This is a genomic window from Rhizobium sullae, from assembly GCF_025200715.1.
Taxonomy (GTDB): domain Bacteria; phylum Pseudomonadota; class Alphaproteobacteria; order Rhizobiales; family Rhizobiaceae; genus Rhizobium; species Rhizobium sullae.
Map to the genome: position 1 here is coordinate 3,477,319 of NZ_CP104143.1, position 24,072 is coordinate 3,501,390.

21 protein-coding genes and 1 pseudogene are annotated in these 24,072 nt (G+C 58.9%); 12 read left to right on the plus strand and 10 right to left on the minus strand.

Annotated features, from left to right (window positions below; translation table 11 throughout):
• Window positions 1-55: 55 nt before the first annotated feature.
• From N2599_RS17410 to N2599_RS17420, 3 genes are all read right to left on the minus strand, one after another.
• Window positions 56-616, minus strand: coding sequence for an NADPH-dependent FMN reductase (locus N2599_RS17410; RefSeq protein WP_027512061.1), 561 nt, complete (start codon window positions 614-616; stop codon window positions 56-58).
• A 61-nt stretch (window positions 617-677) separates the two neighbouring features.
• A complete protein-coding gene (gene pyc / locus N2599_RS17415) occupies window positions 678-4,142 on the minus strand; it encodes a pyruvate carboxylase (RefSeq protein WP_027512060.1) in 3,465 nt (1,154 codons plus the stop codon).
• A 116-nt stretch (window positions 4,143-4,258) separates the two neighbouring features.
• Window positions 4,259-4,999, minus strand: coding sequence for a LuxR family transcriptional regulator (locus tag N2599_RS17420; protein WP_027512059.1), 741 nt, complete (start codon window positions 4,997-4,999; stop codon window positions 4,259-4,261).
• A gap of 303 nt (window positions 5,000-5,302) precedes the next feature.
• On the opposite strand from N2599_RS17420, the gene N2599_RS17425 reads away from it, so the two are divergent.
• On the plus strand, window positions 5,303-7,066 hold the full coding sequence (locus N2599_RS17425; RefSeq protein WP_027512058.1) for a glucan ABC transporter ATP-binding protein/ permease: 1,764 nt from the start codon (window positions 5,303-5,305) through the stop codon (window positions 7,064-7,066).
• 184 nt (window positions 7,067-7,250) lie between these two features.
• On the opposite strand, the gene N2599_RS17430 is transcribed toward N2599_RS17425, so the two are convergent.
• Both N2599_RS17430 and N2599_RS17435 read right to left on the minus strand, forming a co-directional pair.
• Window positions 7,251-7,616 (minus strand): hypothetical protein, encoded by a 366-nt coding sequence (locus N2599_RS17430; protein ID WP_027512057.1) that lies wholly within the window; start codon window positions 7,614-7,616, stop codon window positions 7,251-7,253.
• A gap of 78 nt (window positions 7,617-7,694) precedes the next feature.
• Complete coding sequence (locus tag N2599_RS17435) at window positions 7,695-8,579, minus strand: NAD(P)-dependent oxidoreductase (protein WP_027512056.1); 885 nt, start codon at window positions 8,577-8,579, stop codon at window positions 7,695-7,697.
• A gap of 128 nt (window positions 8,580-8,707) precedes the next feature.
• On the opposite strand from N2599_RS17435, the gene N2599_RS17440 reads away from it, so the two are divergent.
• A complete protein-coding gene (locus tag N2599_RS17440) occupies window positions 8,708-9,061 on the plus strand; it encodes a winged helix-turn-helix transcriptional regulator (RefSeq protein ID WP_051336719.1) in 354 nt (117 codons plus the stop codon).
• 86 nt (window positions 9,062-9,147) lie between these two features.
• Here N2599_RS17440 and N2599_RS17445 read toward each other — a convergent pair whose 3' ends face one another.
• Window positions 9,148-9,786: a LysE family translocator gene (locus tag N2599_RS17445; RefSeq protein WP_027512055.1), complete on the minus strand. Its 639-nt coding sequence runs from the start codon at window positions 9,784-9,786 to the stop codon at window positions 9,148-9,150.
• Between the two features lie 173 nt (window positions 9,787-9,959).
• Window positions 9,960-10,847: a LysR family transcriptional regulator gene (locus N2599_RS17450; protein ID WP_027512054.1), complete on the minus strand. Its 888-nt coding sequence runs from the start codon at window positions 10,845-10,847 to the stop codon at window positions 9,960-9,962.
• Window positions 10,848-10,988: 141 nt separating this feature from the next.
• Here N2599_RS17450 and N2599_RS17455 point away from each other — a divergent pair, with 141 nt between their 5' ends.
• From N2599_RS17455 to N2599_RS17465, 3 genes are read left to right on the plus strand one after another with little or no spacing between them, the layout of a single operon-like run.
• Window positions 10,989-12,182: an MFS transporter gene (locus N2599_RS17455; RefSeq protein WP_051336721.1), complete on the plus strand. Its 1,194-nt coding sequence runs from the start codon at window positions 10,989-10,991 to the stop codon at window positions 12,180-12,182.
• Window position 12,183: 1 nt separating this feature from the next.
• Window positions 12,184-12,657 (plus strand): cyclophilin-like fold protein, encoded by a 474-nt coding sequence (locus N2599_RS17460; RefSeq protein ID WP_027512052.1) that lies wholly within the window; start codon window positions 12,184-12,186, stop codon window positions 12,655-12,657.
• Window positions 12,658-12,707: 50 nt separating this feature from the next.
• Window positions 12,708-13,802, plus strand: coding sequence for an alpha/beta hydrolase (locus N2599_RS17465; RefSeq protein ID WP_027512051.1), 1,095 nt, complete (start codon window positions 12,708-12,710; stop codon window positions 13,800-13,802).
• Window positions 13,803-13,862: 60 nt separating this feature from the next.
• On the opposite strand, the gene N2599_RS17470 is transcribed toward N2599_RS17465, so the two are convergent.
• Complete coding sequence (locus N2599_RS17470; protein ID WP_027512050.1) at window positions 13,863-15,002, minus strand: NAD(P)/FAD-dependent oxidoreductase; 1,140 nt, start codon at window positions 15,000-15,002, stop codon at window positions 13,863-13,865.
• Window positions 15,003-15,280: 278 nt separating this feature from the next.
• Here N2599_RS17470 and pyrE point away from each other — a divergent pair, with 278 nt between their 5' ends.
• A complete protein-coding gene (gene pyrE, locus N2599_RS17475; RefSeq protein WP_027512049.1) occupies window positions 15,281-15,823 on the plus strand; it encodes an orotate phosphoribosyltransferase in 543 nt (180 codons plus the stop codon).
• A 157-nt stretch (window positions 15,824-15,980) separates the two neighbouring features.
• Here pyrE and N2599_RS17480 read toward each other — a convergent pair whose 3' ends face one another.
• Window positions 15,981-16,955, minus strand: a complete 975-nt coding sequence (locus tag N2599_RS17480) for a DUF2332 domain-containing protein (RefSeq protein ID WP_244915111.1) — start codon at window positions 16,953-16,955, stop codon at window positions 15,981-15,983.
• Between the two features lie 202 nt (window positions 16,956-17,157).
• Here N2599_RS17480 and N2599_RS37610 point away from each other — a divergent pair, with 202 nt between their 5' ends.
• The 4 genes from N2599_RS37610 (at window position 17,158) to N2599_RS17500 (ending at window position 20,860) form a co-directional block, all read left to right on the plus strand.
• Window positions 17,158-17,811 carry a cupin domain-containing protein gene (locus N2599_RS37610; RefSeq protein ID WP_311319500.1) on the plus strand — a complete coding sequence of 218 codons (654 nt, stop codon included), beginning with the start codon at window positions 17,158-17,160 and terminating at the stop codon, window positions 17,809-17,811.
• A 127-nt stretch (window positions 17,812-17,938) separates the two neighbouring features.
• A complete protein-coding gene (locus N2599_RS17490) occupies window positions 17,939-18,430 on the plus strand; it encodes a P-loop nucleotide/nucleoside kinase family protein (RefSeq protein ID WP_027512047.1) in 492 nt (163 codons plus the stop codon).
• A 439-nt stretch (window positions 18,431-18,869) separates the two neighbouring features.
• Entirely contained in the window at window positions 18,870-19,541 is a 672-nt protein-coding gene (locus tag N2599_RS17495) for a DUF938 domain-containing protein (protein ID WP_027512046.1), read from the plus strand.
• 209 nt (window positions 19,542-19,750) lie between these two features.
• A complete protein-coding gene (locus N2599_RS17500; protein WP_260307464.1) occupies window positions 19,751-20,860 on the plus strand; it encodes a sulfite oxidase in 1,110 nt (369 codons plus the stop codon).
• A 363-nt stretch (window positions 20,861-21,223) separates the two neighbouring features.
• Here N2599_RS17500 and N2599_RS17505 read toward each other — a convergent pair whose 3' ends face one another.
• Window positions 21,224-21,916 (minus strand): winged helix-turn-helix transcriptional regulator, encoded by a 693-nt coding sequence (locus N2599_RS17505; protein WP_027512044.1) that lies wholly within the window; start codon window positions 21,914-21,916, stop codon window positions 21,224-21,226.
• A 166-nt stretch (window positions 21,917-22,082) separates the two neighbouring features.
• Here N2599_RS17505 and N2599_RS17510 point away from each other — a divergent pair, with 166 nt between their 5' ends.
• Both N2599_RS17510 and N2599_RS17515 read left to right on the plus strand, forming a co-directional pair.
• On the plus strand, window positions 22,083-23,240 hold the full coding sequence (locus N2599_RS17510) for an acyl-CoA dehydrogenase family protein (RefSeq protein WP_027512043.1): 1,158 nt from the start codon (window positions 22,083-22,085) through the stop codon (window positions 23,238-23,240).
• A gap of 197 nt (window positions 23,241-23,437) precedes the next feature.
• Window positions 23,438-24,058: pseudogene (locus tag N2599_RS17515) on the plus strand (tyrosine-type recombinase/integrase).
• The last annotated feature ends 14 nt before the right edge of the window (window positions 24,059-24,072 follow it).

The window sequence follows — 24,072 nt, forward strand, 5'->3', positions numbered from 1 at the left end:
GCTCCGGATCCGAGCGTCAGATTCTCACCACGCGGCCCAGCACTGCAGCTCTCGTTTACTGCGAGCGCGCCGCCTTCAGTGCTTTGCCCCACCAGGCCAACTGATCGAGCTGGTTCTTCGCCGCTTCGACAAGGTGCGGATAGTCGCTGAGGCTTTTGCCTTCCTTGGCAACGGCGAGATATTCCGGGAACGATATGTGGACGCCGGTCTTTACCGAAGCAGCGCCCATTTCAACGAAGACCAGCCGCAATTGCTCGACGGCACGCGCACCGCCGACGCCGCCATAGCCGACAAAGGCAACCGGCTTCTGGATGAAGTCGCCGAGGTCGATGGCATTCTTGAGCACGGCCGTCGGCCCGTGATTGTATTCGGCAACAGTGAAAATGAAGCCGTCGAACTCGCGCAGCTTCTTCTTCCAGCGCTCCGCCGTTTCGCTCTCAGCTTCCACCGCACGTGCTTCACCGAAGAAAGCCATGGGGTAGTCGAGAAGATCGAGCACTTCGACTTCAAATTCCGGCCGCTGCGCGGCAATCTCTGCAATCCACTTCGCCGGATGATCGGCAAAGCGACGGATGCGTGTGCTTCCGACGATAACTGCAATCTTGAGCTTGTTCATTTTCGGCCTTCCTTACAACGAAAGGGCGACCTTGGGGCCACCCTAACCCTTCGGCTTCCGGTTAGCCGGCATAGCTGACCAGCAGATCCTTGGCGTCGATCTGGTCGCCGGCCTTGACGAGCACTTCGGCGACCGTGCCGTCTTTTTCCGCGTGGATCGCTGTCTCCATCTTCATGGCCTCTATCGAGACCAGCACGTCGCCGGCGCTGACTGCCTGGCCCGGCGAAACGAAAACGCGGGAAATGACGCCCGGCATCGGCGCGCCGACATGGGCGGCGTTTCCAGGCTCGGCCTTCCGGCGGGCAGCGGCACCGGAAGCGCCATGCGCACGATCCGGCACCTTGATGCGGCGCGGTTGGCCGTTAAGCTCGAAGAAAGCCGTCACCATGCCCTGGCTGTCCGTACCGCTCATCGCCTGATTGACGACAACCAGCGTCTTGCCCTTTTCGATATCGGCAAAGAGTTCCTCGCCGTCCTCCAGGCCGTAGAAATAGGCGAGCGTAGGGAGAACCGAGACCGGGCCGTAAGTATCGGAAGCGAGCGCAAAATCCGTGAAAACCTTCGGATACATAAGGTAGGAGGCAAATTCGAAATCGCTGACCGTACGTTCGAGTTTGGTCTCGATCACCTTGCGCTCGGCGTCGAGATCGGCGTCTTCGAGCAGCGAGCCCGGACGAACCGTATAGGGCTTCTCGCCTTTCAGCGCCTTCTTCTGCAGCGCTTCCGGCCATCCACCCGGCGGCTGGCCTAGATCGCCCTTTAGCATCGAGATGACAGATTCCGGGAAGGAGACTTCCTTATCCGCACTGACAACATCGGCAACCGTCAGATCCTGCGAAACCATCATCAGCGCCATGTCGCCCACTACCTTGGAAGACGGTGTCACCTTGACGATATCGCCGAACATCTGGTTGGCGTCGGCGTAAGCCTGCGCCACCCTATGCCAGCGGGTTTCGAGGCCGAGCGAACGGGCCTGCTCCTTGAGGTTGGTGAACTGCCCACCGGGCATTTCGTGCAGATAGACTTCCGACGCCGGCCCCTTGAGATCACTCTCAAAGGCTGCGTACTGGTTGCGTACCGCTTCCCAATAGAAGGAGATGCGCCGGATCCATTCCGGATCGAGCCCGGGATCCCGATCCGATCCGCGCAGCGCTTCGACGATCGAACCGAGACAGGGCTGCGAGGTATTGCCGGACAGCGCATCCATGGCGGCGTCGACCGCGTCGACACCGGCATCGACGGCTGCAAGCACGGTTGCAGCGGAAATACCGGACGTATCATGCGTATGAAAATGGATCGGCAGGCTTGTCGCGTCACGCAGGGCCTTGAAGAGAACTTTCGCGGCGGCGGGCTTCAGCAGGCCGGCCATATCCTTCAGCGCGATAATGTGCGCGCCGGCCTTTTCGAGCTGAACGGCAAGATCGGTATAGTATTTTAGATCGTACTTCGGGCGCGCCGAATTCAGGATATCGCCGGTATAGCAGATGGCCGCTTCACAGAGCTTGTTCTCTTCCGCTACGGCATCCATCGAGACACGCATGTTCTCGACCCAGTTCAGGCAGTCGAAGACACGGAAGAGGTCGATGCCGCCCTTGGCCGCCTGACGGACGAAGTATTTGACGACGTTATCCGGATAGTTCGTGTAGCCGACGCCATTGGCGCCGCGCAGCAGCATCTGCAGGAGCAGGTTCGGTGCACCTTCACGGATCAGCGCCAGACGCTCCCATGGATCTTCCGTCAGGAAGCGCATGGAAACGTCAAAAGTCGCACCACCCCAGCATTCGAGCGACAGCAGGTTCGGTAACGCATGTGCGTAGGTGCCGGCGATGCGGGCGATATCATAGGTGCGCATGCGCGTCGCGAGCAGCGACTGATGGCCGTCACGCATCGTCGTATCGGTCATCAGAACACGCTTTTCATTGCGCATCCACTCGCCGAACTTCTTCGGGCCGAGCTTGTCGAGAAGCTGTTTGGTGCCGTCCTGGACCTTGCTGCCGTTGGTGTAGGGCACAACAGGCTTGGCTGCATCTTCCGAAGGCTGTGGGCGGTCCTTTGCCTCCGGATGGCCGTTGACTGTGACGTCGGCAAGGTAGGTCAAAAGCTTCGTCGCGCGGTCCTGACGCTTGACCTGCTGGAAGAGCTCCGGCGTCGTATCGATGAAACGGGTCGTATAGCTGTTGTCCTTGAACTTCGGGTGCCCGATGATCGCTTCAAGGAAGGTGAGGTTGGTCGCCACGCCACGGATGCGGAATTCACGCAGCGCCCGATCCATGCGGGAGATCGCCTCGAGCGGATTCGGCGCCCAGGCCGTCACTTTGACGAGCAGTGGATCGTAATAGCGGGTGATGATCGCGCCCGAATAGGACGTGCCGCCATCAAGACGGATGCCGAAACCCGAGGCCGAGCGATAGGCGGTGATGCGGCCGTAGTCCGGAATGAAGTTATGTTCCGGATCTTCCGTCGTGATACGGCATTGCAGCGCGTGGCCGTTGAGTTTGATATCCTGCTGCTTGGGAACACCCGATTCCGGTGTACCGATCGCGTAGCCGTCGAGGATATGGATCTGCGCCTTGACGATATCGATGCCGGTCACAACTTCGGTAACCGTGTGCTCGACCTGGATGCGCGGGTTTACTTCGATGAAGTAGAACTTACCGGTATCGGCATCCATCAGATATTCGACGGTGCCGGCGCCGATATAGTTCGTCGCCTTGGCGATCTTCAGCGAGTAGGCGGCAAGCTCCTGGCGTTGGGCTTCTGCCAGGTAAGGTGCCGGCGCACGCTCGACGACCTTCTGGTTGCGGCGCTGGATCGAGCAATCGCGCTCAAAGAGATGCACGACATTGCCGTGGGTATCGCCGAGGATCTGGCTTTCGACGTGGCGGGCACGCTCGACAAGCTTTTCCAGATAGACTTCATCCTTGCCGAAGGCCGCCATTGCCTCGCGCTTGGCTTCCGTCACCTCACGGGCAAGGTCCTTCGGGTCACGAATGGCGCGCATACCGCGACCGCCGCCGCCCCAAGAAGCTTTGAGCATCACCGGATAGCCAATCTGCTCGGCCATCTTGGCGACCTCCGCCATGTCGTCCGGCAGCGGCTCAGTTGCCGGAACCACTGGCACGCCGACCGAGATCGCCAGATTGCGCGCGGCGACCTTGTTGCCGAGCTGACGCATCGTATCGGCCCTCGGGCCGATGAAGGTGATGCCGGCCTTGTTGCAGGCGTCCACGAATTCGGGGCTCTCGGACAGGAGGCCATAACCCGGGTGGATTGCATCGGCACCAGAGAGCTTGGCGACGCGGATCACCTCATCGATCGAAAGATAGCTTTCGATCGGCCCGAGATCGCGGTCAAGATGCGGGCCGCGGCCGACCTGATAGCTTTCGTCCGCCTTGAAGCGATGCAGCGCCAGTTTGTCCTCTTCCGCCCATATCGCGACCGTTTTTATCCCCAGCTCATTGGCCGCGCGGAACACGCGGATGGCAATTTCGGAACGGTTGGCAACGAGTATCTTGGAAATGGGCAATGCGCTCTCCTCACGGCATCGAAACGGGCAATGCTGCACCCGCGAAGAAAATTCTTAACGCGCCGTTACGAAAAGTTCAATTTCCCTTGCGAAATAGAGTTTCCCAAATGCGAGGGTCAGATAACGAGCCCGTGACGGAAAGCCAGCGCCACCGCCTGCTGCCGATTCTTGGCTTTCAGCTTGTCCTGCAGCCCATTCATATACCAATCGACCGTATGGTTCGATATATTCAGCACCTTGCTGATTTCGATCGAGGTGAGGCCGTCCGCCAGATAGTGGAGGATTTCCAGTTCCCGGCGCGTCAACGGCATCTCGAGCAATGAAGTGCTTTCGAGTGCCTTCGCTTCGCCCTTGAGATCGAGCAGCCGCCAGAACGCTTTGCGTGCAACCGTTTCGAACAACGACATCTCGACCGGCGACAATTCCACAGGCCCACCGCCGACGCTCAGATTTCCGAGCACGCCGCTCTTTCCGTGAATGGGGAAGATGTACCCGTCGCGGAGGCCGTGGGCATGGGCATCCGCCATCATCTGCTCCATGCGCCGCTGATGCGGGTCGCGGCGGTAGGCGGCAAGGCTGTCCTTCCATCGAAACGGCCTTTGCGCCTGCGCCAGATACCTGACCGTTGGATCTATGAGGACATATTTTTTTGCAACGTATGTTTGCGGCCACTGCTCGGGCCAATGCCCCGCAAGAACGAGGCCCCAGGGATCTTGGCTCTGCTTCAGGTGGCGAAGCAGTCCATAATATTCGAAGCCATAGGAATGGACGGCCCGCCGGAGCTCCTCAACGACGTTTTCCGGCTTCTTGCATTCTTCTATGACGACAAGCAATTGAACCAAAGAATGGATATTCACAAAATGCCCCTTGCCCGGCAATGGGCGATAGGTGAGATCCGCCGATCGGACCACCTGGACGTGGCGGCGACGGTCTTCGATTAACAAGCTGGCTCCATATAAGGTTTATGGATTGCTAAAGCTTGGTTTAAATACAAGTGGAAATTGTTGCACTCCCGATCGGTTGGGCAGCTTTCCACCGCAGTTGCCTCGTCACATTCTGCAGAAACACCTCACCTGAATGCGCCGTTAATCGTCGGTTCAGGTGTCTTTTCATAGCATCGCGCCATCCCGTTTTTGCAGATCCACACAAGAGGTACCGCCGTGTCGTTATTCAAGGTCTATGCCAGAGCTTTGCGCTACCTTGGCGCTTACAAGCTCCGCGTATCCCTGGTGGTCGTTGCGAACATTGTTCTGGCCGCGATCACGATTGCGGAGCCTATCCTGTTCGGTCGCATCATCGATGCCATCTCAGGCAAGGGTGAGGTCAAGCCCATCCTGTTCATGTGGGCCGGATTTGCCGTCTTCAATACGATCGCCTTCGTTCTTGTCGCCCGCGAGGCGGACAGACTAGCCCACGGCCGGCGGGCGACTTTGCTGACGGAAGCATTCGGCCGCATCATCTCGATGCCGCTCTCCTGGCATCACCAGCGTGGCACGTCGAACGCGCTGCATACGCTGCTGCGCGCTTGCGAAACGCTGTTCGGCCTCTGGCTCGAATTCATGCGCAATCACCTCTCGACTGTCGTCGCCATTGCACTCCTGGTGCCGACCGCCATGTCCATGGACCTGCGATTGTCAGGCGTTCTGGTCGTGCTTGGTCTTGCCTACTGGCTGATTGGCCGTCTGGTCATGAGCCGCACGAAGGACGGCCAGGCTTCGGTCGAGAACCACTACCATACCGTTTTCTCGCATGTGAGCGACTCAATCAGCAACGTTTCGGTACTGCACAGCTACAACCGCATCGAGGCTGAAACCAAGGCGCTCAAGGGCTTTGCCGAGCGGCTCCTGCAGGCTCAGTACCCGGTGCTCGACTGGTGGGCGCTTGCCGGTGCGCTGAACCGCATGGCATCGACCATCGCCATGATGATTATCCTTGTGATCGGCACGCTGCTGGTTCAGGCCGGCGAACTGCGGATCGGTGACGTCATCGCCTTCATCGGCTTTGCAAACCTGCTGATCTCCCGCCTCGACCAGATGCGCCAGTTCGCTACGCAGATTTTCGAAGCCCGCTCGAAGCTTGAAGACTTCTATATGCTCGAAGACTCCGTCCGCGAGCGCGAAGAGCCGGCGGGCAATGCCGACATCAAGGATGTCAAGGGCGAAGTCGAATTCCGCGACGTCTCCTTCGGCTTCGGCAACTCGTCACAGGGCCTGCACAATGTCTCCTTCTCCGTGAAGGCCGGCCAGACGGTCGCGATCGTAGGCCCGACCGGCGCGGGTAAGACGACGCTCGTCAATCTGCTGCAGCGCGTCTACGATCCGGATAGCGGCAAGATCCTGGTGGATAGTCACGACATCACCAAGGTCACCCGCAAATCGCTGCGCCGCTACATCGCCACCGTGTTCCAGGATGCGGGTCTGCTGAACCGCTCGATCAGCGACAACATTCGTCTTGGCCGCGAAGGTGCCAGCGAGGAAGAGATGCGCCGCGCTGCTGAAGCGGCAGCTGCTGCGGACTTCATCGAGACGCGCGAGGCGCAGTATGACACGCATGTCGGCGAGCGTGGCAACAGGCTTTCAGGTGGTGAGCGTCAGCGCGTAGCAATCGCCCGCGCCATCCTCAAGGACGCACCAATCCTGGTTCTCGATGAGGCGACCAGCGCGCTGGACGTGGAAACCGAGAACCGGGTGAAGGCTGCGATCGACAACCTTCGCCAGAACCGCACCACCTTCATCATCGCGCACCGCCTGTCGACGGTTCGCGAAGCAGATAAGGTGCTTTTCCTCGACAATGGCCGGATCGTCGAACAGGGTAGCTTCGATGAACTCAGCCACAGCAATGGTCGCTTTGCCGCACTGCTTCGCGCTAGCGGTATCCTGACGGACGAGGAAGTCCGCAAGGCTCACACGACCGAAGCTGCTTAACCAGGTTCGAAAACGAAATTAAAAGGTCGGAGGGAAAACCTTCCGGCCTTTTTGATTTGATTTCCTCGGACTTTGTTCGGTGACCGCTGATGAATCGTAAGCGTTTACCCGCTCACACCTTGACCAGCAGTGTCGAGGGCTGGAGCCATGACGGGGACGGCAACTATGCGCCCAAATGCGGACGTCAAGCTGGCTTCAATGAACCGAAGAAGCCAATGATGCGCGTCAGGCGTTTTTGCTCCGCATCGAGAAAGGCGATATCCAAGCCCTCGGGTAAAGACGATCCGTCAGGCATCACAAACTTCCACGCGAAGCGAGCGACGTCATGATGAACATCCACGTTGCTGGTCCGCACAATGCGAGCCCCCGGATGCTTGCTCTGGATACCTGCGATGTGGGCTAGCAGTTCTTCCGCGCCGGTAGTGTGGACTGTAGGGTCCGTATACGTTGCGCCGTCGCTCCAGATCGGTAACAGCAGCGCCCGTCGTTGCTGGGCGTTTTCCGTAGACCAAGCGGCGCAATACGAATCGACGAGAAGCGTCAACAGCATTCTATTCCCCTCATGTGTATCCTTGGCGGTAGGCTGAAAAACAACGCCCGCTACATTCTCCTTTGTTTGCCACAACTCTTATGCGGACTTTCCGAGAAATTGTGATAACGCCGCGAAATCTTCATGTAGCTGGCCAGCTGCAATCGCCCGTTGGAAGATTGCGTCGTAACCGAGGACCACGGAGCGGTCGATTTCACGCGCCTCCATCAGTTCCAAGAGATGCTGGAATGCGCCGTAGTGTGCAGAAATTGACGAGAGCGTCTCGTCGTCGCTGGCAAAACGGCCAGCATTCGTCCGCTTGATGAGGTCAGCGACAAGTCCCTCGACCACAGGCGCTGTTGCGTTCCACTGCTGCGCCAATTCGCCGAGGTCGATCTCTTCGGCCTGACACACAGCGATCGCATGGAGCGTTCCAAAAAGTGCGCCCCACATCAGTGCAAGCAGCGCGCTATCAAGCGCGTTCGCGCGTCCCGATTCCTCCCCGATATGCTGGACATTGCCGCCCAAGGCACGGAACATGTCCTCGTTCGCGTCGAAAGCCTGACTTGACCCCGAGACCAGGATCGTCCCCGCATCTGTGCCGATGAAATCGGGCGTGGCCATGATCGCGCCATCGAGATAGCTGGCTCCGTGCTCAGCCCAAAATTCAGCTGCTTCGCGTGCGCCATGCGGCGTTCCCGAGGTCAGTTCCACGATCAGTTTGCCGCGAACGGCTGAAGCAATAGCATCGTTGCGCATAATTGCTGCTGTTGCCTGATAGTCGCTTACATTCACGATGATAATCTCTGCCGCATTTACAGCTTCCAGCACGGATGGCGCGACAGTCGCGCCGAGCGCGGCTAGTGGTTCGGCCTTTTGTATCGTCCTGTTCCAGACCGTCGTCCGATGACCCGCATGAAGCAGGGCCCGGGCGAGTGCCGATCCCATACGGCCGGTTCCCAAAACTGTGATTGAACGCTTCATGCTAACTCTCCATATCAATTTGCGCAAAACGGCGCGCTTTTGCTGTGACTTTGTGGAGGTATGCTGAAATGGCCGGCGCACAATACGCACCTGGGCGTAAGTGGTCACCAGACGGTAAGGAGAGCACTATGAATAAATCGACGGACAATGGCTTTGCAGCGGCAATCAGGATGGTCGAAGGAAAGTGGAAAGTAGATATACTTTGCGAACTCGGAACGGCATCACGTAGATTTGGCCGATTGAAGCACGCGCTTTCTGGCATCAGTGAAAAGATGCTGGCGCAACAATTGCGAGAACTGGAGGCCGACGGCCTTGTTGACCGGAAGGTTTTTTCCGAGGTTCCAGCGAAAGTCGTCTATTCGCTGACAGAACGAGGCGCGGGGCTCAACGCAGCAGCAGGTTCACTTTGTCTGTGGGCCGAGCAATTCGGTCTTCCCAGCTGCACTGAAATCGCCAATGGCGCACATCTGGATGCCCGCTAAGGGCCGACTGCGGAAGAGTGCCTTGGCGGGAAAGCGCCAAAAGCCGACATCAACACGGCTTACAATAAATCCAAAGACAGCAGACCTCAGACGGTTGGCCGATAAGTTGCCAACTTTAACCCAAATCCGATGAACACGACGCCTGTCACACCTTTCAGCCAGCGCTGAAAGCGCCCGTGCCGTGCGACGAACGTCAATTTCGAGAATAGAACAACTATGGAGCCAAACCAAACAACATTGACCATAGAATGCAGGAATACGAGTAGAAAGGCATACGCTATGGCATGGTCATTTAGCGGTATAAAATTAGGAAATACGGCGAGATAGAACATCGACACCTTGGGATTCAAGCCATTCGTCAGGAATCCCTCAGCGAAGGCTCTGAGGAGACTTCGATGAGGTCGTGCAGGCGCAACGTTCGCTAGCGTTTCGTTCCCTTTGTACGCGGCAAACAGCGCCTTGATCCCGATCCAGCCCAGGTATGCAACTCCAAGATATTTTACGATCGTAAAGGCGGTTGCGGATTTCAGTAGGATGATTGAGATGCCCATGATCGACAGTGCACCATGCACGTAGAACGCGGTAAAGAAGCCAGCAATATTGGCAAATCCGGCCTCGCGACCGGACGTGGGCACAGTCTTGGCAATCAGCACTCCGTTTGGCCCAGGTGAGGTGACCAAAAAGGTGGCCGCCAACAAAAATGCAAGTATCTCCGACCATCCCATCAGCGTGCCAACTCCTTCGCTTCTGCGCATGACACTCCACCAAGGCGCTACGAAACACAATCACGAAATTGCGTAATGGCACGGCGCATGTTCGCTCCGGGCCGACAGCAGAAGGTCGGCCGCTTCCGGAAAGCGCCAAAAGGAGAAGTCGCTTCTGGCGGCGGCCCTCTCACTCAGAGGCGCAGCGCATCGACCACGACCTTGAATGCGGGAGAGTTCTGCCGCCTGCTCGGGTAGTAGAGATAGTAGCCCGGAAACATCGGCGACCAGTCGTCGAGAACCTGAACCAATCGCCCAGAGGCGATGTCGTTGTCGACGATGTTCTCCGGCACGTAGGCGATCCCGTAGCCATTGGCTGCCGCATCGATCATCGCGTAGGACGTGCTGAATGTGAGCTGTCCATCGACACGAACACGCAGTTCCTTGTCTCCCTTTTCGAACTCCCAGGTATAGAGGCCACCGGATCGGGATTGGCGATGGTTGATGCAGTTGTGCGCTACAAGCTCCTGCGGTGACCGGGGCGCAGGCCGAGCGGCAAAATACGCTGGAGACCCGACAGCCACGAGACGCCAATCCGGCCCGATCCGCACGGCGATCATGTCCCTGTCGACGCTCTCGCCCAGTCTGACCCCGGCATCAAATCGGTCTTCGACGATATTGCGGAAAGCGTTGTCGGTGTTGAGTTCGACCTTGATGTCCGGATAGTCCTTCAACACGGGCAGAAGCTTCGGCCACACGACGCTTTCCATCGCGTGGTCGGACAAGGTGATCCTGACCGTGCCGGACGGGGTGTCGCGGATTTCCATGAGTTCGTCGATCTCGGTTTCGATCTCTTCAATCCGGGGAGCAAGCGACCGAATGAGCCTCTCTCCGGCTTCCGTGGGCGAAACGCTGCGCGTCGTGCGGGTCAGAAGCCGCAGGCCCATGCGCGCTTCGAGGTTCTTGATCGTATGGCTGATTGTCGATTGCGAGGTGCCGAGCTTTGCAGCCGCCTTGGTGAAGCTGCGCTCCTCGGCGACCACGAGGAACCAGAGCATGTCGTTCAGGTCTTCTCTTTTCATGCGGCACCTCCCGATAACTTATGTCACCATTCGATAAGTCCATCCTAATTGCAACGGCTAATCAGTGAAGTGCGTGCGCTGTATATTGCCCTCATGACACAGCAAGCACTCACAATCGATCCCGACCTCGTCTTCGAACTGATGGCAGAGAGTGCGGCCAGCCCGCGAGGTAAAGACGTCCCGTTGGCCGCAGCCTGGGGAGCGGTGTTCTCCATGGCGCTTTGCGTTGCCGTGCTGATCGCCTCGGAATTCATGCCCGTCAGCCTGCTGTCGCCGATCGCGACGGATCTCGGCGTGACAGAAGGTCATATGGGTCAGGCGATTTCGATCTCGGGCATCTTCGCTGTCGTCACCAGCCTGTTCGTGTCGTCGTTGACCAGTAGACTGGATCGTCGTCTGGTGGTGACGTCTCTTACGCTGCTCCTGATCCTCTCCGGGATCATCGTCACGGTCGCGCCGAACTATGTGGTGCTGATGGTCGGCCGCGCACTGCTCGGTGTCGCCATCGGTGGCTTCTGGTCGATGTCGACCGCCATCGTCATGCGCCTGGTGCGTGAAGACGCAGTTCCCAAGGGGCTGGCGATGCTGAACGCGGGCAATGCCATCGCCGCAACGATTTCAGCGCCGCTGGGCAGCCTGCTCGGTTCCTATATCGGCTGGCGTGGCGCGTTCTTCGCCGTGGTGCCACTCGCCCTGCTGGCCTTCGTCTGGCAGTGGATCAGCCTGCCATCTCTTCCGCCACGCCGTAAGGAAGGCTCGCCGAGCGTCCTGCGCCTGCTTGCCCGTCCGCAGGTGGCGATCGGCATGGCTTCCGTCATGCTGCTGTTCATGGGGCAGTTCGCGCTGTTCACCTATCTGCGCCCGTTCCTCGAAACCGTGACCCAGGTCTCGATCTCGACCCTTTCCCTGCTGCTCCTTCTGATGGGACTGGCAGGCATCGTCGGCACCTACTGCGTCAGCGGCCTTCTTCAAACACGGCTGTTCAGCATTCTGGGATCGATCCCGCTGGTGATGGCGGCCATCGCACTGCTGCTGATCGCATTCGGCACGTCGTCCGTCGTCACCGCCATCCTTCTGATTGCATGGGGCCTGTTCGGCACGGCCGCCCCGGTCGGCTGGGGAACATGGCTCAGTCGGACCATGCCCGACGACGCGGAGGCAGGCGGCGGCCTGCAGGTTGCCACCATCCAGCTCGCCATCACCATGGGCGCATCTCTCGGAGGCGTTCTGTTCGACACGACGGGTTGGTGGACCGCCTTTGCCTTTGCCGCCGCGCTTCTGACTGGCTCGTCCGTCCTTGCCGCTGTCGCATGGCGTTACAACCGGAGCAACTGACATGGTTCTGAATTCCAAGACATTCAGCCGCCGCGCCATCCTCGGGTCGATGGTCGTGACAGCGATGTTCCCGCCGCTGGCCCGAGCACAACAGGGCAACGATCCCGCAAGCCAGGAGGCGAGCAAGGTGAAGATCAGGATGACGTTCAACGGTCAGACGATGACCGCGACCCTCTACGACAACGCTTCGGCCCGCGACTTCGCGTCGATACTACCGCTGGACCTGAAGATCGAGGACTACTCGACCAACGAGAAGATCACCTACCTACCGCACAAGCTGACCGAGGCTGGGAGCGGTCCGTTCAAGAATGAGCGTCCGGGCGACCTCTGTTATTACGCGCCCTGGGGCAACCTGGCGCTCTTCCACAGCGGCTACCGCTATTCATCCGGCCTGATCCGTCTTGGCCGTTTCGACGACGGCTTCGGACCCCTGCTGATGCGCGGCGAGTTCCCGCTCCGCATCGAACAGGTTTGACGACACCCGAATTTGCATGCGCCTTTTCCTCAACTCACGGAGATACGACCATGAATGACAAGACCGAAACCTCGGCAGGCCTCGACCGCCGCCAGCTTCTGAAAATGACTGGTGCAGGTGTGGCTGCGGTCGGAGCTGCCTCTCTGCTCGGCTTTTCGTCGGCAATGGCGCAGGACATGTCCCGTGGCGCTGCCAATTTCTACACCAGCGACAAGGTCACCACGCAGAAAGTGACGTTTAAGTCCCAGTACAAGACGAGTGTCGCAGGCAGCCTGTTCACCCCGAAAGACCTCGACCGCGATGGCAAGACACCGGCGATCATCGTCGGCCATCCCATGGGAGCCGTGAAGGAGCAGAGCGCGAACCTTTACGCAACCAAGATGGCCGAGCAGGGTTTCGTGGCGATGTCCATTGATCTGCCGTTCTGGGGCGAGAGCGAAGGTGCGACTCGTAACCTCGTCTCCCCTGACGTTTACGCCGAAGCCTTCAGCGCCGGTGTGGATTTCCTTGGCAGCCAAGCCTATGTGGATCGCCAGCGTATCGGCGGGATCGGCATCTGCGGCAGTGGCAGCTTCATCATCAGTGCAGCCAAGATCGACCCTCGCATCCGCGCCATAGCCACGGTCAGCATGTACGATATGGGTGCGGCGTTCCGCGATGCACTGAACAAGTCGCAGACCGTCGAACAGCGCAAGCAGTTCATCGCGACGGCAGCCGAACACCGCTGGGCGGAGTTTGACGGTGGAGAAACCCAGTATATCGGCGGCACGGTTCTGGAACTGACCGCCGACACCGATCCGATCCAGCGCGAGTTCTACGACTTCTACCGGACACTGCGTGGCCAGTTCACGCCCGCTGGAGCAACGGTACAAACGACGACGAAGCCGACATTGACCAGCGCCGTGAAGTTCATGAACTTCTACCCGTTCAACGACATCGAGACTGTCTCTCCGCGTCCGATGCTGTTCATCTCCGGTGACCAGGCTCATTCGAAGGAGTTCAGCCAGGATGCCTACAATCGCGCCGCCGAGCCGAAGGAGCTGATTTGGGTCAAGGGTGCCGGCCATGTCGATCTCTACGACCGGGTGGACCTCATTCCTTTCGACAAGCTCTCCACGTTCTTCAATCAGCACCTGACGGCGTGATTCACGCGGCACGTCATTGACATCACATGAGGCCCAGAAAGGAAATCTGGGCCTTAATTTTTACGAACAGGTTTGTTCCGTTCGTCCGCTTTGGGCCGACAGGCGACACGAGCTTGGTAAGGATCCGCCTATGAGAGGACTGTGTGTGGAGTTTGCGTTTCGGCCTTCGAGTAACTCTTCTGCGGTCATGCGGCCTATCAGGGGTGCCAGAATGACGCCGGGATGGCCGACTGCGAGATAGAGACTACCGATCTCCTGGAGGAATCCGAGACGCGGTAAGCCGTCGGCAAAAATCGGACGATCTCCGATTTCCGCGCTTTTCAACTCAACCTCGTCGGGCAAATCCAGCTCGTCCTTCATCACAGTCAGCATTTTCTCGCCGATGAGCCGAGGGCCATTTTCGTCTCCGTTTTCCACGTAGGACTTCGCAACGAGGAGCGTGCTGTCGCTGGCCTGTCTAATTTCCAGCCGGGGACCACGCAGGATATAGTTAATGATAGGGCGATTACACGCATAACGGAGAAGCAAGGCCGGAGACGTCGTCAAACCCGTTTGAACGCCAAGCCGATCAGTCAGCGGAAGGACACCCGCGCCCGCTGCCACAACAACGACGTCGGCGGCGATTATCTCATCCCCTACCCGTACCCCGGAGACCTTGCCATTGATGGTGTCGATGGCACAGACGGCCGCGCCAAAGCGAGTCGAGCCACCAGCGGCGATCGCGGCAGCTACCAAGTCTCCGGCAAGCCGCATCGGGTCGAGAGCCAGATCATTTGGCGAGAAGGCGGCGAGGTCTGGTACTTCGCGGAGGCGTGGCTCCAATTCCAGTAAAGCGCTTCGTTGCAATAGTTCGACATTCTCCCCGGCGCTCCGGTGAAGCTCTGCAAACTGCTCCGTTTCTTGTGCCGTAGCCTTCCACAGCAGGGTGCCGGAACGAGCGCGGGAAAAAGCCGTTGGCAGGGCATCTTTTAGGTTCCGGAACTCAGCGACTGCCTCGCGCCAGAGGGCATAGCTGTTATCGCCTGGCGTTCCGTTGATGACGTTGACCCAGCCGAAAGCTTTACCTGTTACGCCGGAACCAGGCATCTGACCTTGATCCATGAGTAAGACGTCTGCACCCCGAATAGCTAGATTGTAGGAGATCGCCGAACCGATGATCCCTGCGCCGATAACTACGATGCGCGGCCGATGCTGTGCCAAGAAAGGAGCCTCACAAAACGAAAACGCTAGTGGGACGGCTAGGCTACGTAGATGACAACGGCGTGAAAGGAATGACGCCGTTCAGAGCATCAGAGTCGGAGACGTTCACTGTTGCTCGAAATCACCAGGTCGGCTTGAGCAATGGCCGCATTGGGCCGACAGCGGGAGATGGTCCCGTCCGGATCGCGCCAGAGGTAAACGTTTAGGGGCCGTTAACGCTTGCCGGTTCGTTGCGGTCATCCTAATGCTCGACCGTTTCAATTTTGCGGAGATTGCAGATGACGGATGGAGTTACATCGGATCTGGCGGTTCTTGCCGAACAGATTGCGACTGCTGCGACGCTAGACGGCGAGTTTGTCCTTCGCTCTGGTCAGGTGTCCCATCGTTACTTTGATAAGTACCGTTTTGAAGGTATGCCTGCCCTGTTGAAGCCGCTCGCCCGCGCCATGTCCGATCTCTTGCCCGCCAATACAGAGATCATTGCCGGGCTTGAGTCGGGCGGCATTCCTCTCGTCACGGCAATTTCGTTGGAAACCGGACTACCCGCAGCATTCGTCCGTAAAGAGGCCAAAGCGTATGGCACTTGTCGCGCCATTGAGGGTCAAGATGTTGCTGGGCGTGGTGTGACGGTCATTGAGGATGTGATCACGACAGGCGGTGCAGTAGCGGGTGCCTATCAACTGGCGGCCGCCGAAGGTGCCAATGTTCTTGCAGTCGTGTGTGCTATATGGCGTGGCGACGGCACTCCGCGCATCCACAGCGTTCCTGCCTTGTCGGTGTTGCCAGTGTTTTCGAGGGCCGATTTAGAACGCGCTGGATGAATGTTAAGTGCCGACATGGGATGAAAGGCTTGGCGGGAAAGCGCCATAAGGCGACCTCCATGGCGCTCCCTCAAAGCTGCCGTTCGCGCAACGGCTCGAGCCGGACGTATAGCTGACCTTTGGCGAGCGGTTTGGAGACGTTGTCATTGCCAGCCGCCTACGCCTCGTCGGCGATCCATTCGAGCGAGGCGCCATGCGGGTCGGTCCAAGCGACAGGGGAGCCGTTCACAGATAGGAGGAAGCGACCTGGCGGCCGTCTTTTTCCGGCGCATGTGGCGATGCGCGGGAATACGCGAGGGAACTCGTTCGATACCCAATACGGAGAGAGACGCATCACCTGCTCAGCGAAAGCCTCTCTGTCTGCGGGGTCGGAAACATAGTCGAGGACGGCTGTGTGAAAGACGACGAGGGTAGCATCCTTTGGAGCTTCGCTGCAGAGCCGCACTAAGTCGCTCCCGCGCAGGTCGCCCTTCAGCACTCGGGGCTTGACCGTGGCAGCGATCTTTACGGCCGCCCGCAGATTGGCGAGCCGCGCCGTCTGCTCTGGCCAGACCAGCGTCTCAAGCCATGCGACTTGCGAGGGGTCCGAAGCATCGATCGGGCTCAGGTCCAGTCCTGCCCGCCAGACGACCTGCGGTGCGGCCGCAGGCATCGGCGTTGTCTCACTGGCGGAACATCGGAAGACAGGCGGCTCCGCGGCCATCGCGGGTGCGCGGATCGCCTTGCGCCCGTAATCGTAGCTGTAGAGGTCGGGCATGAGGCAGAGGCCTGCGGAAGTCCCAACCTCCAGAAGGGCCAGCGGCTGCGGCAAGCGCGCCAGTACGGGGAGTAATGTGGCGCACCTTCCCGGCTCGTTGGTTTGCGTCGAGCGCTCGAGCATTAGTGAGCGGATAGCGTCGCGATTAGCCTGAAGCGCCTGGCGAAACTCGTTCCATCCTGTCGGCGTGCCGAACAGGTGACGCACCGCGGCGAGCAGAAGATTCGGTTGCCGCTTCACGTCCGGGAGAGTCGACAGGAAGCCGAGTGTTTCCCGGTCCCCAGCGACCGCACGAGCCAACTCCTCGTATAGCGGCGACCGACCGTGAGCCTCCGTATCGGCGAAGCGAATATATCGGGCTGAGATTTCGGCCAAGCCCTCCTCGCCCATATCCGCTGATCCCCGATCTCGACGTCTCGTCACAGTACACCATCCACCGATCAGATTGGAGCCAGGCGCGGCGTTTTTACACAAGTTCGACCCATTCCGGTCGTCAAGACGGCCGGTGTTACGCTTTTGCGGTAGCCCAATGCCTCGTCAATTCCGGCTGCCCCTCGAAAGAGGCATGTTGACCAGAATGCGCATTTCTGCAGTCACCGAGGCAGTCACGCTCTGCATATTCGAACAGTGGGTCGCACCAGGAAGTGGCACACGTACTCACACCCATCCCGTCGAGGAAGTCTTGACCATTCTGGAAGGCCAAGCCGAGATGTGGTTGGATGATGAACGAAAAACAGTATCGACGGGACAATCAGTCATCGTGCCGGCCGGCAGCTGGCATGGCTTTCGTAATACCCGGAAGCGCGACATTGCACATGCAGGCCATACTGGCCGCGCCAACCTTCGAGGTGCTACTCTGCCAACAGAGGGATCATGCAGATTATCGATCATAACCTTCAGCCGACAGAAGAGTGGCGTCCCGGCTGCGATAGCGGCCATTCATCAACCGATCAAAGGCAGGCAGCTCCCGACCCAGACCTGGTCGTTTAATCGAGCGGCACGAGATCCTGAAACCGGCCGTACAAGCGCCCCGCAGCATTCCCGTTTTCCCATGTCCAATATGCAGTTTTGGGAAAACCCAATCGGGAACAGATTTTGCGAAAAGCAGAGCCCGGCAGGGATACGCGGCTCACTTCGCACCGCGCTTCCCCGCTGGACCTTCCCAATCGGGAAGGCCGGGATGCACGATCGCCACTGGACCATAGCCAGTAGATTTGGCATCCTGTTATGATGACCTTCGTATTTCACATCGCCACCGCGAGCAGCGGACGAATTAACCGCCCGGCCTGATGCGTCGGGCCGGGTCTGTTCGCATGTGAATATCACGATGCTACCCGCATCTGCGAAGGTCTTTGATTATGCTCTTAGAACACCCCACTCTACACCTCGTGTGCGGCAAGATAGCGGCCGGAAAATCAACACTTACAAGCGCTTTGGAGAAAATGCCGAATACGGTTTTGGTGAAAGAAGACTATTGGCTGGCCCGGCTCTACCCCGGCGAGCAAAATAGCCTTGCCGACTATGTGCGTAATTCGACGCGCTTACGTGATGCGATGGCCGCACATCTCGTCGATCTGCTGCGATCCGGGCTATCGGTCGTGCTGGATTTCCCTGCAAACACGCCTGCGAGTCGAGCATGGATGCGCACCCTGTTTGAGCAGGCTGGATGCGCCCACAAGCTTCACTTTCTTGATGTAGCGGACGAGGTTTGCAAAGCCCGGCTTCGACAGAGGAATGTGGCCGGCACGCACGAGTTTAACGTCAGCGATGAAGACTTTTCCCTCTTCACCAAGCACTTTGTTCCCCCCGCTGCCGACGAAGGGTTCGACGTAGTGTTACATAGTTCATGATGATTGACCGTCCACTACCGCGCCCCGCGCGTCGGTAGCGGAGGCCGGCCGGAAGCCGTGAGCATGCGACAACGGCAGCAATCGCGGTCGACCCGACCAAAACCTACCTGTCGGCAGTCCACCCAAACCAAGACGTGATCGGCGGTCGCGGCCAACGTCTTGAAGGAGCCCGTCCACTAAGACCTCTTTGTCGCGGTTCGATCGGGCCTGACGACTGGCTTGAGCGGGGCCGAAAGCCGTCGGTCGGCTTCCGGGCTCCGATTTTCGAAAGCAGACCTTGAGCCTGGCGGGCGCGTGATCTGACGCGAAGTGGACGTTCGGTCGCCCTCGGCCGAACGCACGCGCCGACGCCCCCCTTCGTAAGTCCGAAATCCTTGGTTTCAGTCCCATCATTTCAGCTATAAGGTGGGAGACATCGCCCAAAGGGGATTCAAGGCCAATGCCCCCAGAGAAGAAGGACCGTTCGCCTGTTGCGCTGGAACAGCGCGACGTAAGCGCCGACCAGCGCATGTTCTCGCCTTCTGTTGCGCGAAATTCGGCGCCGATCCTCGCGGTCCTAAAACGTGTCCTTCCAACTCATGGCGCCGTGCTGGAGATTGGATGCGGGACCGGCGAGCACGCCGTGTGTTTTGCGGGAGCAATGCCCAACCTCACCTGGCAGCCGAGCGATCCGGATGCCGCCGCCCGCACCAGCACGTCTAGCTGGATCAAATTCGCAGGGCTGAAGAATGTGCTGGCGCCGCGGGATATTGATGTGTGCTCAGGACAATGGGGCGTCGAACAAACGGGGCATTTTGACGCCATCGTGTCGATCAATATGATCCATATCGCGCCATGGGCGGCAAGCTTAGGATTGTTCGCAGGAGCTGGCCGTTTGCTTCACGCTGGTGGGCTTCTTCTTCTCTACGGCCCATTCATGCGCGACGGGGCACACAACGCCCCCTCGAACGCTGCTTTCGACGCGGCTCTAAAGGAGCGCAACCCATCCTGGGGTGTGCGTGATATCGCTGATCTTGAACAAGTGGGTGAGGCCGCTGGACTTAATCTCCGTGAGACGATTGAGATGCCTACCAACAATATGTTGCTGGTCTTCTCCAGCAGTAGTGCCTGAACGACAAGTGGGCGCGAAAGAGACGTGGGCCTATAGCAGCATTCGGGCCCTTTGCTGCCGTTCGAGGTCGATCCGAGGAACGTGCGGTATGTGCTAGAATGCGGCCGAAGGCGGAACGCGACAGACACGCTGCGAGGGGCGGTGTTATCGAACCGGAATTCGCGCGACCGAGTGCCAACACTGTGCTCTTGGAAGGGGAGACGAGGACGATGCCGACACCAGAGCAACCCAGTCTAATAGTTCGACAGAAATCCCCACAGAACATCGAGTTTCCGTTTGCGTCGCTCTCCGATTGGCTGATCCCAACCGAGCTGTTCTTCGTGCGAAACCATTTCCCGTCGCCGGACCTCGATGCGCGAGACTGGAGATTGCGCGTTGGCGGGGCGGTGGAGCGGCCGATCGAACTTGACCTCGACAGCATCAAGGCGATGCGGAGCACGACTTTCACCGCCGTCGTCGAGTGCGCAGGGAACGGGCGCGTCTACTATGTGCCGCCGAAGGAGGGGTTGCAGTGGCAGAACGGAGCCGTCGGCAATGCCGCGTGGACAGGTGTTCTTCTGCGCGAGATTTTGGAAATGGCGGGCGTTAAGCGAACCGCACGTGAGGTTCTGCTTGCAGGCGCCGACAGTGGCGTCGTCGACACGAACAAGAAAACGGCTTCTCCCGGCCCCATCGCTTTTGCGCGCAGTTTACCGCTTGAGAAGGCCATCTCTGACAGCACGATCCTTGCCTATTCGATGAACGAGGAGCCGTTGACGCGCGATCACGGCTATCCGCTACGCGCGGTCGTGGGTGGCTGGTTCGGCATGGCTTGGGTCAAGTGGATCACGCATATCACGGTTGTGGAACAACCGTTCCTTGGCTACTGGCAGGCGCGCGACTATTTCCGTTGGGAGCGCAGCCTCGGGGAACCCAGGCTGGTCCCCCTCGCGGAGATGGAGGTCAAAGCGCAGATCGCGCGTCCCGTACAGGGGGCGCGTCTCATCGCCGGCCAGCCGTACCGGATTTTCGGAGCCGCCTGGAGCGGAGAGGCTGTTATCCGGCAGGTGCAGGTCTGCACCGGAGATGGCAGGGGCTGGCGCGAGGGAAGGCTCCTCGAAACAGAACGTCCCTTTGCATGGCGCTTGTGGGAGTACGTGTGGACCCCTGAAGAAGTGGGGCGATATAAACTGCGATGTCGCGCGATCGATGGGGCGGGGTGCGTGCAGCCCGACCTCCAGCGTTCCGACTGCGAGAGCTACGCGGCCAATTGGATCGTTCCGGTGGAGGTTAGTGTCGTTCCCGAGCCACAGACGTACGAGGAGGAATTCGTGATCTAATCACCCGCATGGGGCGGAATGGCGGCTTGGCGCAACTGCGGCCCGCGTTGTCACTGCGTCATGTCCGCTTTGCAGCAACGGCGGCCGGTGGCTCGATGACCACTATGGGGGCGCAGAGCTGCCATTCACGTCACGCAATACCTAAGTCGGCTTCGGGTCAAAGTCACTGGTTCCGGTCAACGTCCGCTTGCGAGCCGCCAAATCGGCCCAGCAAGGGCCGCTTCGGGCCGACTGCAGACGACCCCTTCGGCGGCTATGCGCAGACAGCGGACATCGGCTTCCGCAGGAGTGCGTGCCATTTTCCGGCTGGGTGACGGGTCTTCGTTTCTGGATTGTATCCGTCAGAACCTCTCGCCTTCGAGTTTAAACCCTCATCCGGGGGGTTTTGGCGAACACACTAAGACCGAGCCATTCCTGCATGTCGCGCGCGAGACCCCTGTCCCCTTCAAGTTTCAGCGTTTCTGCATCGGTTTCCTGACGTATGGTCGTGAGGCCCATCCAAATTGCGGTCATCGAACGGAGCGACCCTTCAACGAGAAGGTCTACATCATAGCCCGGATCGAAGTTACAGAGATCGACTTTTCCGTTTTCGACCACAAGCCACCAGCTCTTTTGCGCGGCCGAAAGTTCCGGGTACAGAAACTGTATCGTACAACGGCGGCGCGGAAGTCTTTTTGTATCGAGGCTCCGCCGCATGTCCCACATGAGCAGAGAAGGGTCGAGATTCTTCAAGGAAAGTCGCGATTCCATCCACCGTTGAGCCCAATTTCCGAGACCTATGATCAGAGGCCTCAATTCTTCGCCCGCTGCCGTGAGGTGGTAATCGGTCATGCCGTTCGCACTCCTTGTCACCGTGATGACGCCCGATTGTTCCAGTTCTTTCAGTCGTTTTGAAAGGAGTGCCGGAGACATTTTTGGTAGACCGCGGCGCAACTCGTTAAAGTGCGTCGATCCGCAAAGGAGCTCGCGGACGACCAAGGTCGTCCACCGCGAGCAGAGGATTTCCGACGCCATTGATACTGGACAGAATTGCCCGTAGCCGTCACGCTCTACCATAAGGACCCTCCACCGGTCTGGATCAGGCACGATATTGCAAAGCAACCGATCCGCCAAACGCTCCTTGCCTACTCATACTGAGGCGGAGTTCAGTACAGTTCGTGTACTAGCCGCAATTGTGAGACGAGCGCAGAGTTTCAATCCTCACGAGATAGGAGGCATTGATATGCGCGGGCTTGCAGAACCAACACAGAACCTTGTCGGCGGTCAGAGCATCGTCGAACTAACCAATTCAGTCCTGCCCACCTTCGCGCAACGCGCCGCATCGATCGACGAGAGCGACACCTTCGTCGGCGAGAATTACGCGCTGCTAAAGGAATCTGGCCTCGCACGGGCAGGCGTTCCAATCGAATTGGGCGGGCTGGGCGCTGAAGTGCCCGAACTTTCTGAGATGCTCAAATCCATTGCTCGTGCATGTGGGTCCACTGCGCTTGCCTTTTCCATGCATACCCATCAAGTCGCGATCCCCGCCTGGCGCTGGCGACATCAAAAGGTGGCCGCGGTGGAGCCGCTCCTGAGACGTGTTGCATCGGAGCAAATCATATTGCTCTCGAGCGGCGGATCAGACTGGATCGGCGGATCGGGCAAGGCCATGAAAGTTGATGGCGGATACCGGATCACCGCGCGTAAACGCTTCACTTCCGGCGCGGCGGCAGGAAACATCCTGATGACCGGTGCTGTTTATGAAGAACAGGACGGCGCGCGCTCCGTCATTCATTTCGGCGTTCCGATGGCATCGCCAGAGGTTTCGATAGAGGATACTTGGCGAACACTTGGAATGAGGGGAACCGGGTCAAACGATATCATCATCGAAAACCTCTTCGTGCCGGATGCGAGTGTCGCATTTTCCAGAAGTGCGGGACAATGGCATCCCGTATTTCAAGTCATCGCCACGATCGCGTTTCCTCTGATCTACGCGGTCTATCTTGGCGTCGCCGAGAGCGCCCGCGACATCGCAGTCAAGATGGTCCGAAGCAAGGCCAACGGCGATCATCTGATCGAGTTGGTCGGGCGCATGGAAACGTCTCTGAGGGCCGCACAGATTGCGCATCGCTGGATGTTGGAGGTGGTTGCTCGAAACGAACCGTCCGCGGAAACCGTCAACGAGGTTATGATCGGCCGTTCCTTGGTCGCGCGGCACGCTATCGAGGTGACGGAGCTTGCAATGGAGGTCGCAGGCGGCGCGGCATTCTATCGAGAGAATGGGCTGGAGCGCTGTTTCCGTGACATACAGGGCGCTCGCTATCATCCGATGCAGCCCGGAGCCCAGGCGCAATACGCGGGTTCATTCGCACTCGGACTTCCCACCGAGAACATTTTCTAGCTCCCGGCGCAACGGCGAACTCCGCGGAACCATAGGATAGGTGGGCTAGTTTGATATCCAGAATCCGAATGGACGAGCCCCGCCAGCTGGGACGACAGAGCAACCTCTTGTCCGCTTCGGGCCACGAACTCTGCCGATGGTATCCTTCGCCCGCCCAAGGTAGGCGATGAGGTGGGAGGTGTGGCGGAGGCACCAACATGGAATCCGACGTATTGCGTTCACGGCGTCCGTGGAACAAAGGAATTCTCGTAGGCCAGAAGCGACCGCTGCAGCCAAAAAACGTGTGGTCAATCCGAGTCCGCCTCGAGATGAGTGGGGCCACACGCGAACTGGCGCTCTTCAATTTGGCCATCGACAGCAAAGTACGTGCATGTGATCTGGTCAGGCTGAGGGTCGAAGACCTGTGGTCTGGAAGACCCATCAGAGATCGCGCGACCATCATCCAGAAGAAGACAAAGCGCCCCGTCCAGTTTGAAGTGATGGAGCAGACGAAAATCGCGCTGGCAGCATGGCTTCCGTCGGTCAAAAGGACCGGAGGAAGCTACCTGTTCCCCGGCAGACGCCGTCAGTCGGCTCAGCTATCGACTCGACAATACGCGCGCATCCTCCATCGAGGGGTACGCAGCATTGGTCTTGAGCCGACCGCCTATTGAACCCATTCGATGCGAAGGACCAAGGCAGCTTTGATTTACAAGAAGACGGGTAACCTGCGCGCTGTCCAAATCCTCCTTGGACACACTAAATTGGAAAGCACAGTTCGGTACCTCGGGATCGAGATTGATGACGCGTTGCGAATTGCCGAACAGATAGAGCTCTGAACCGACGGCCATCC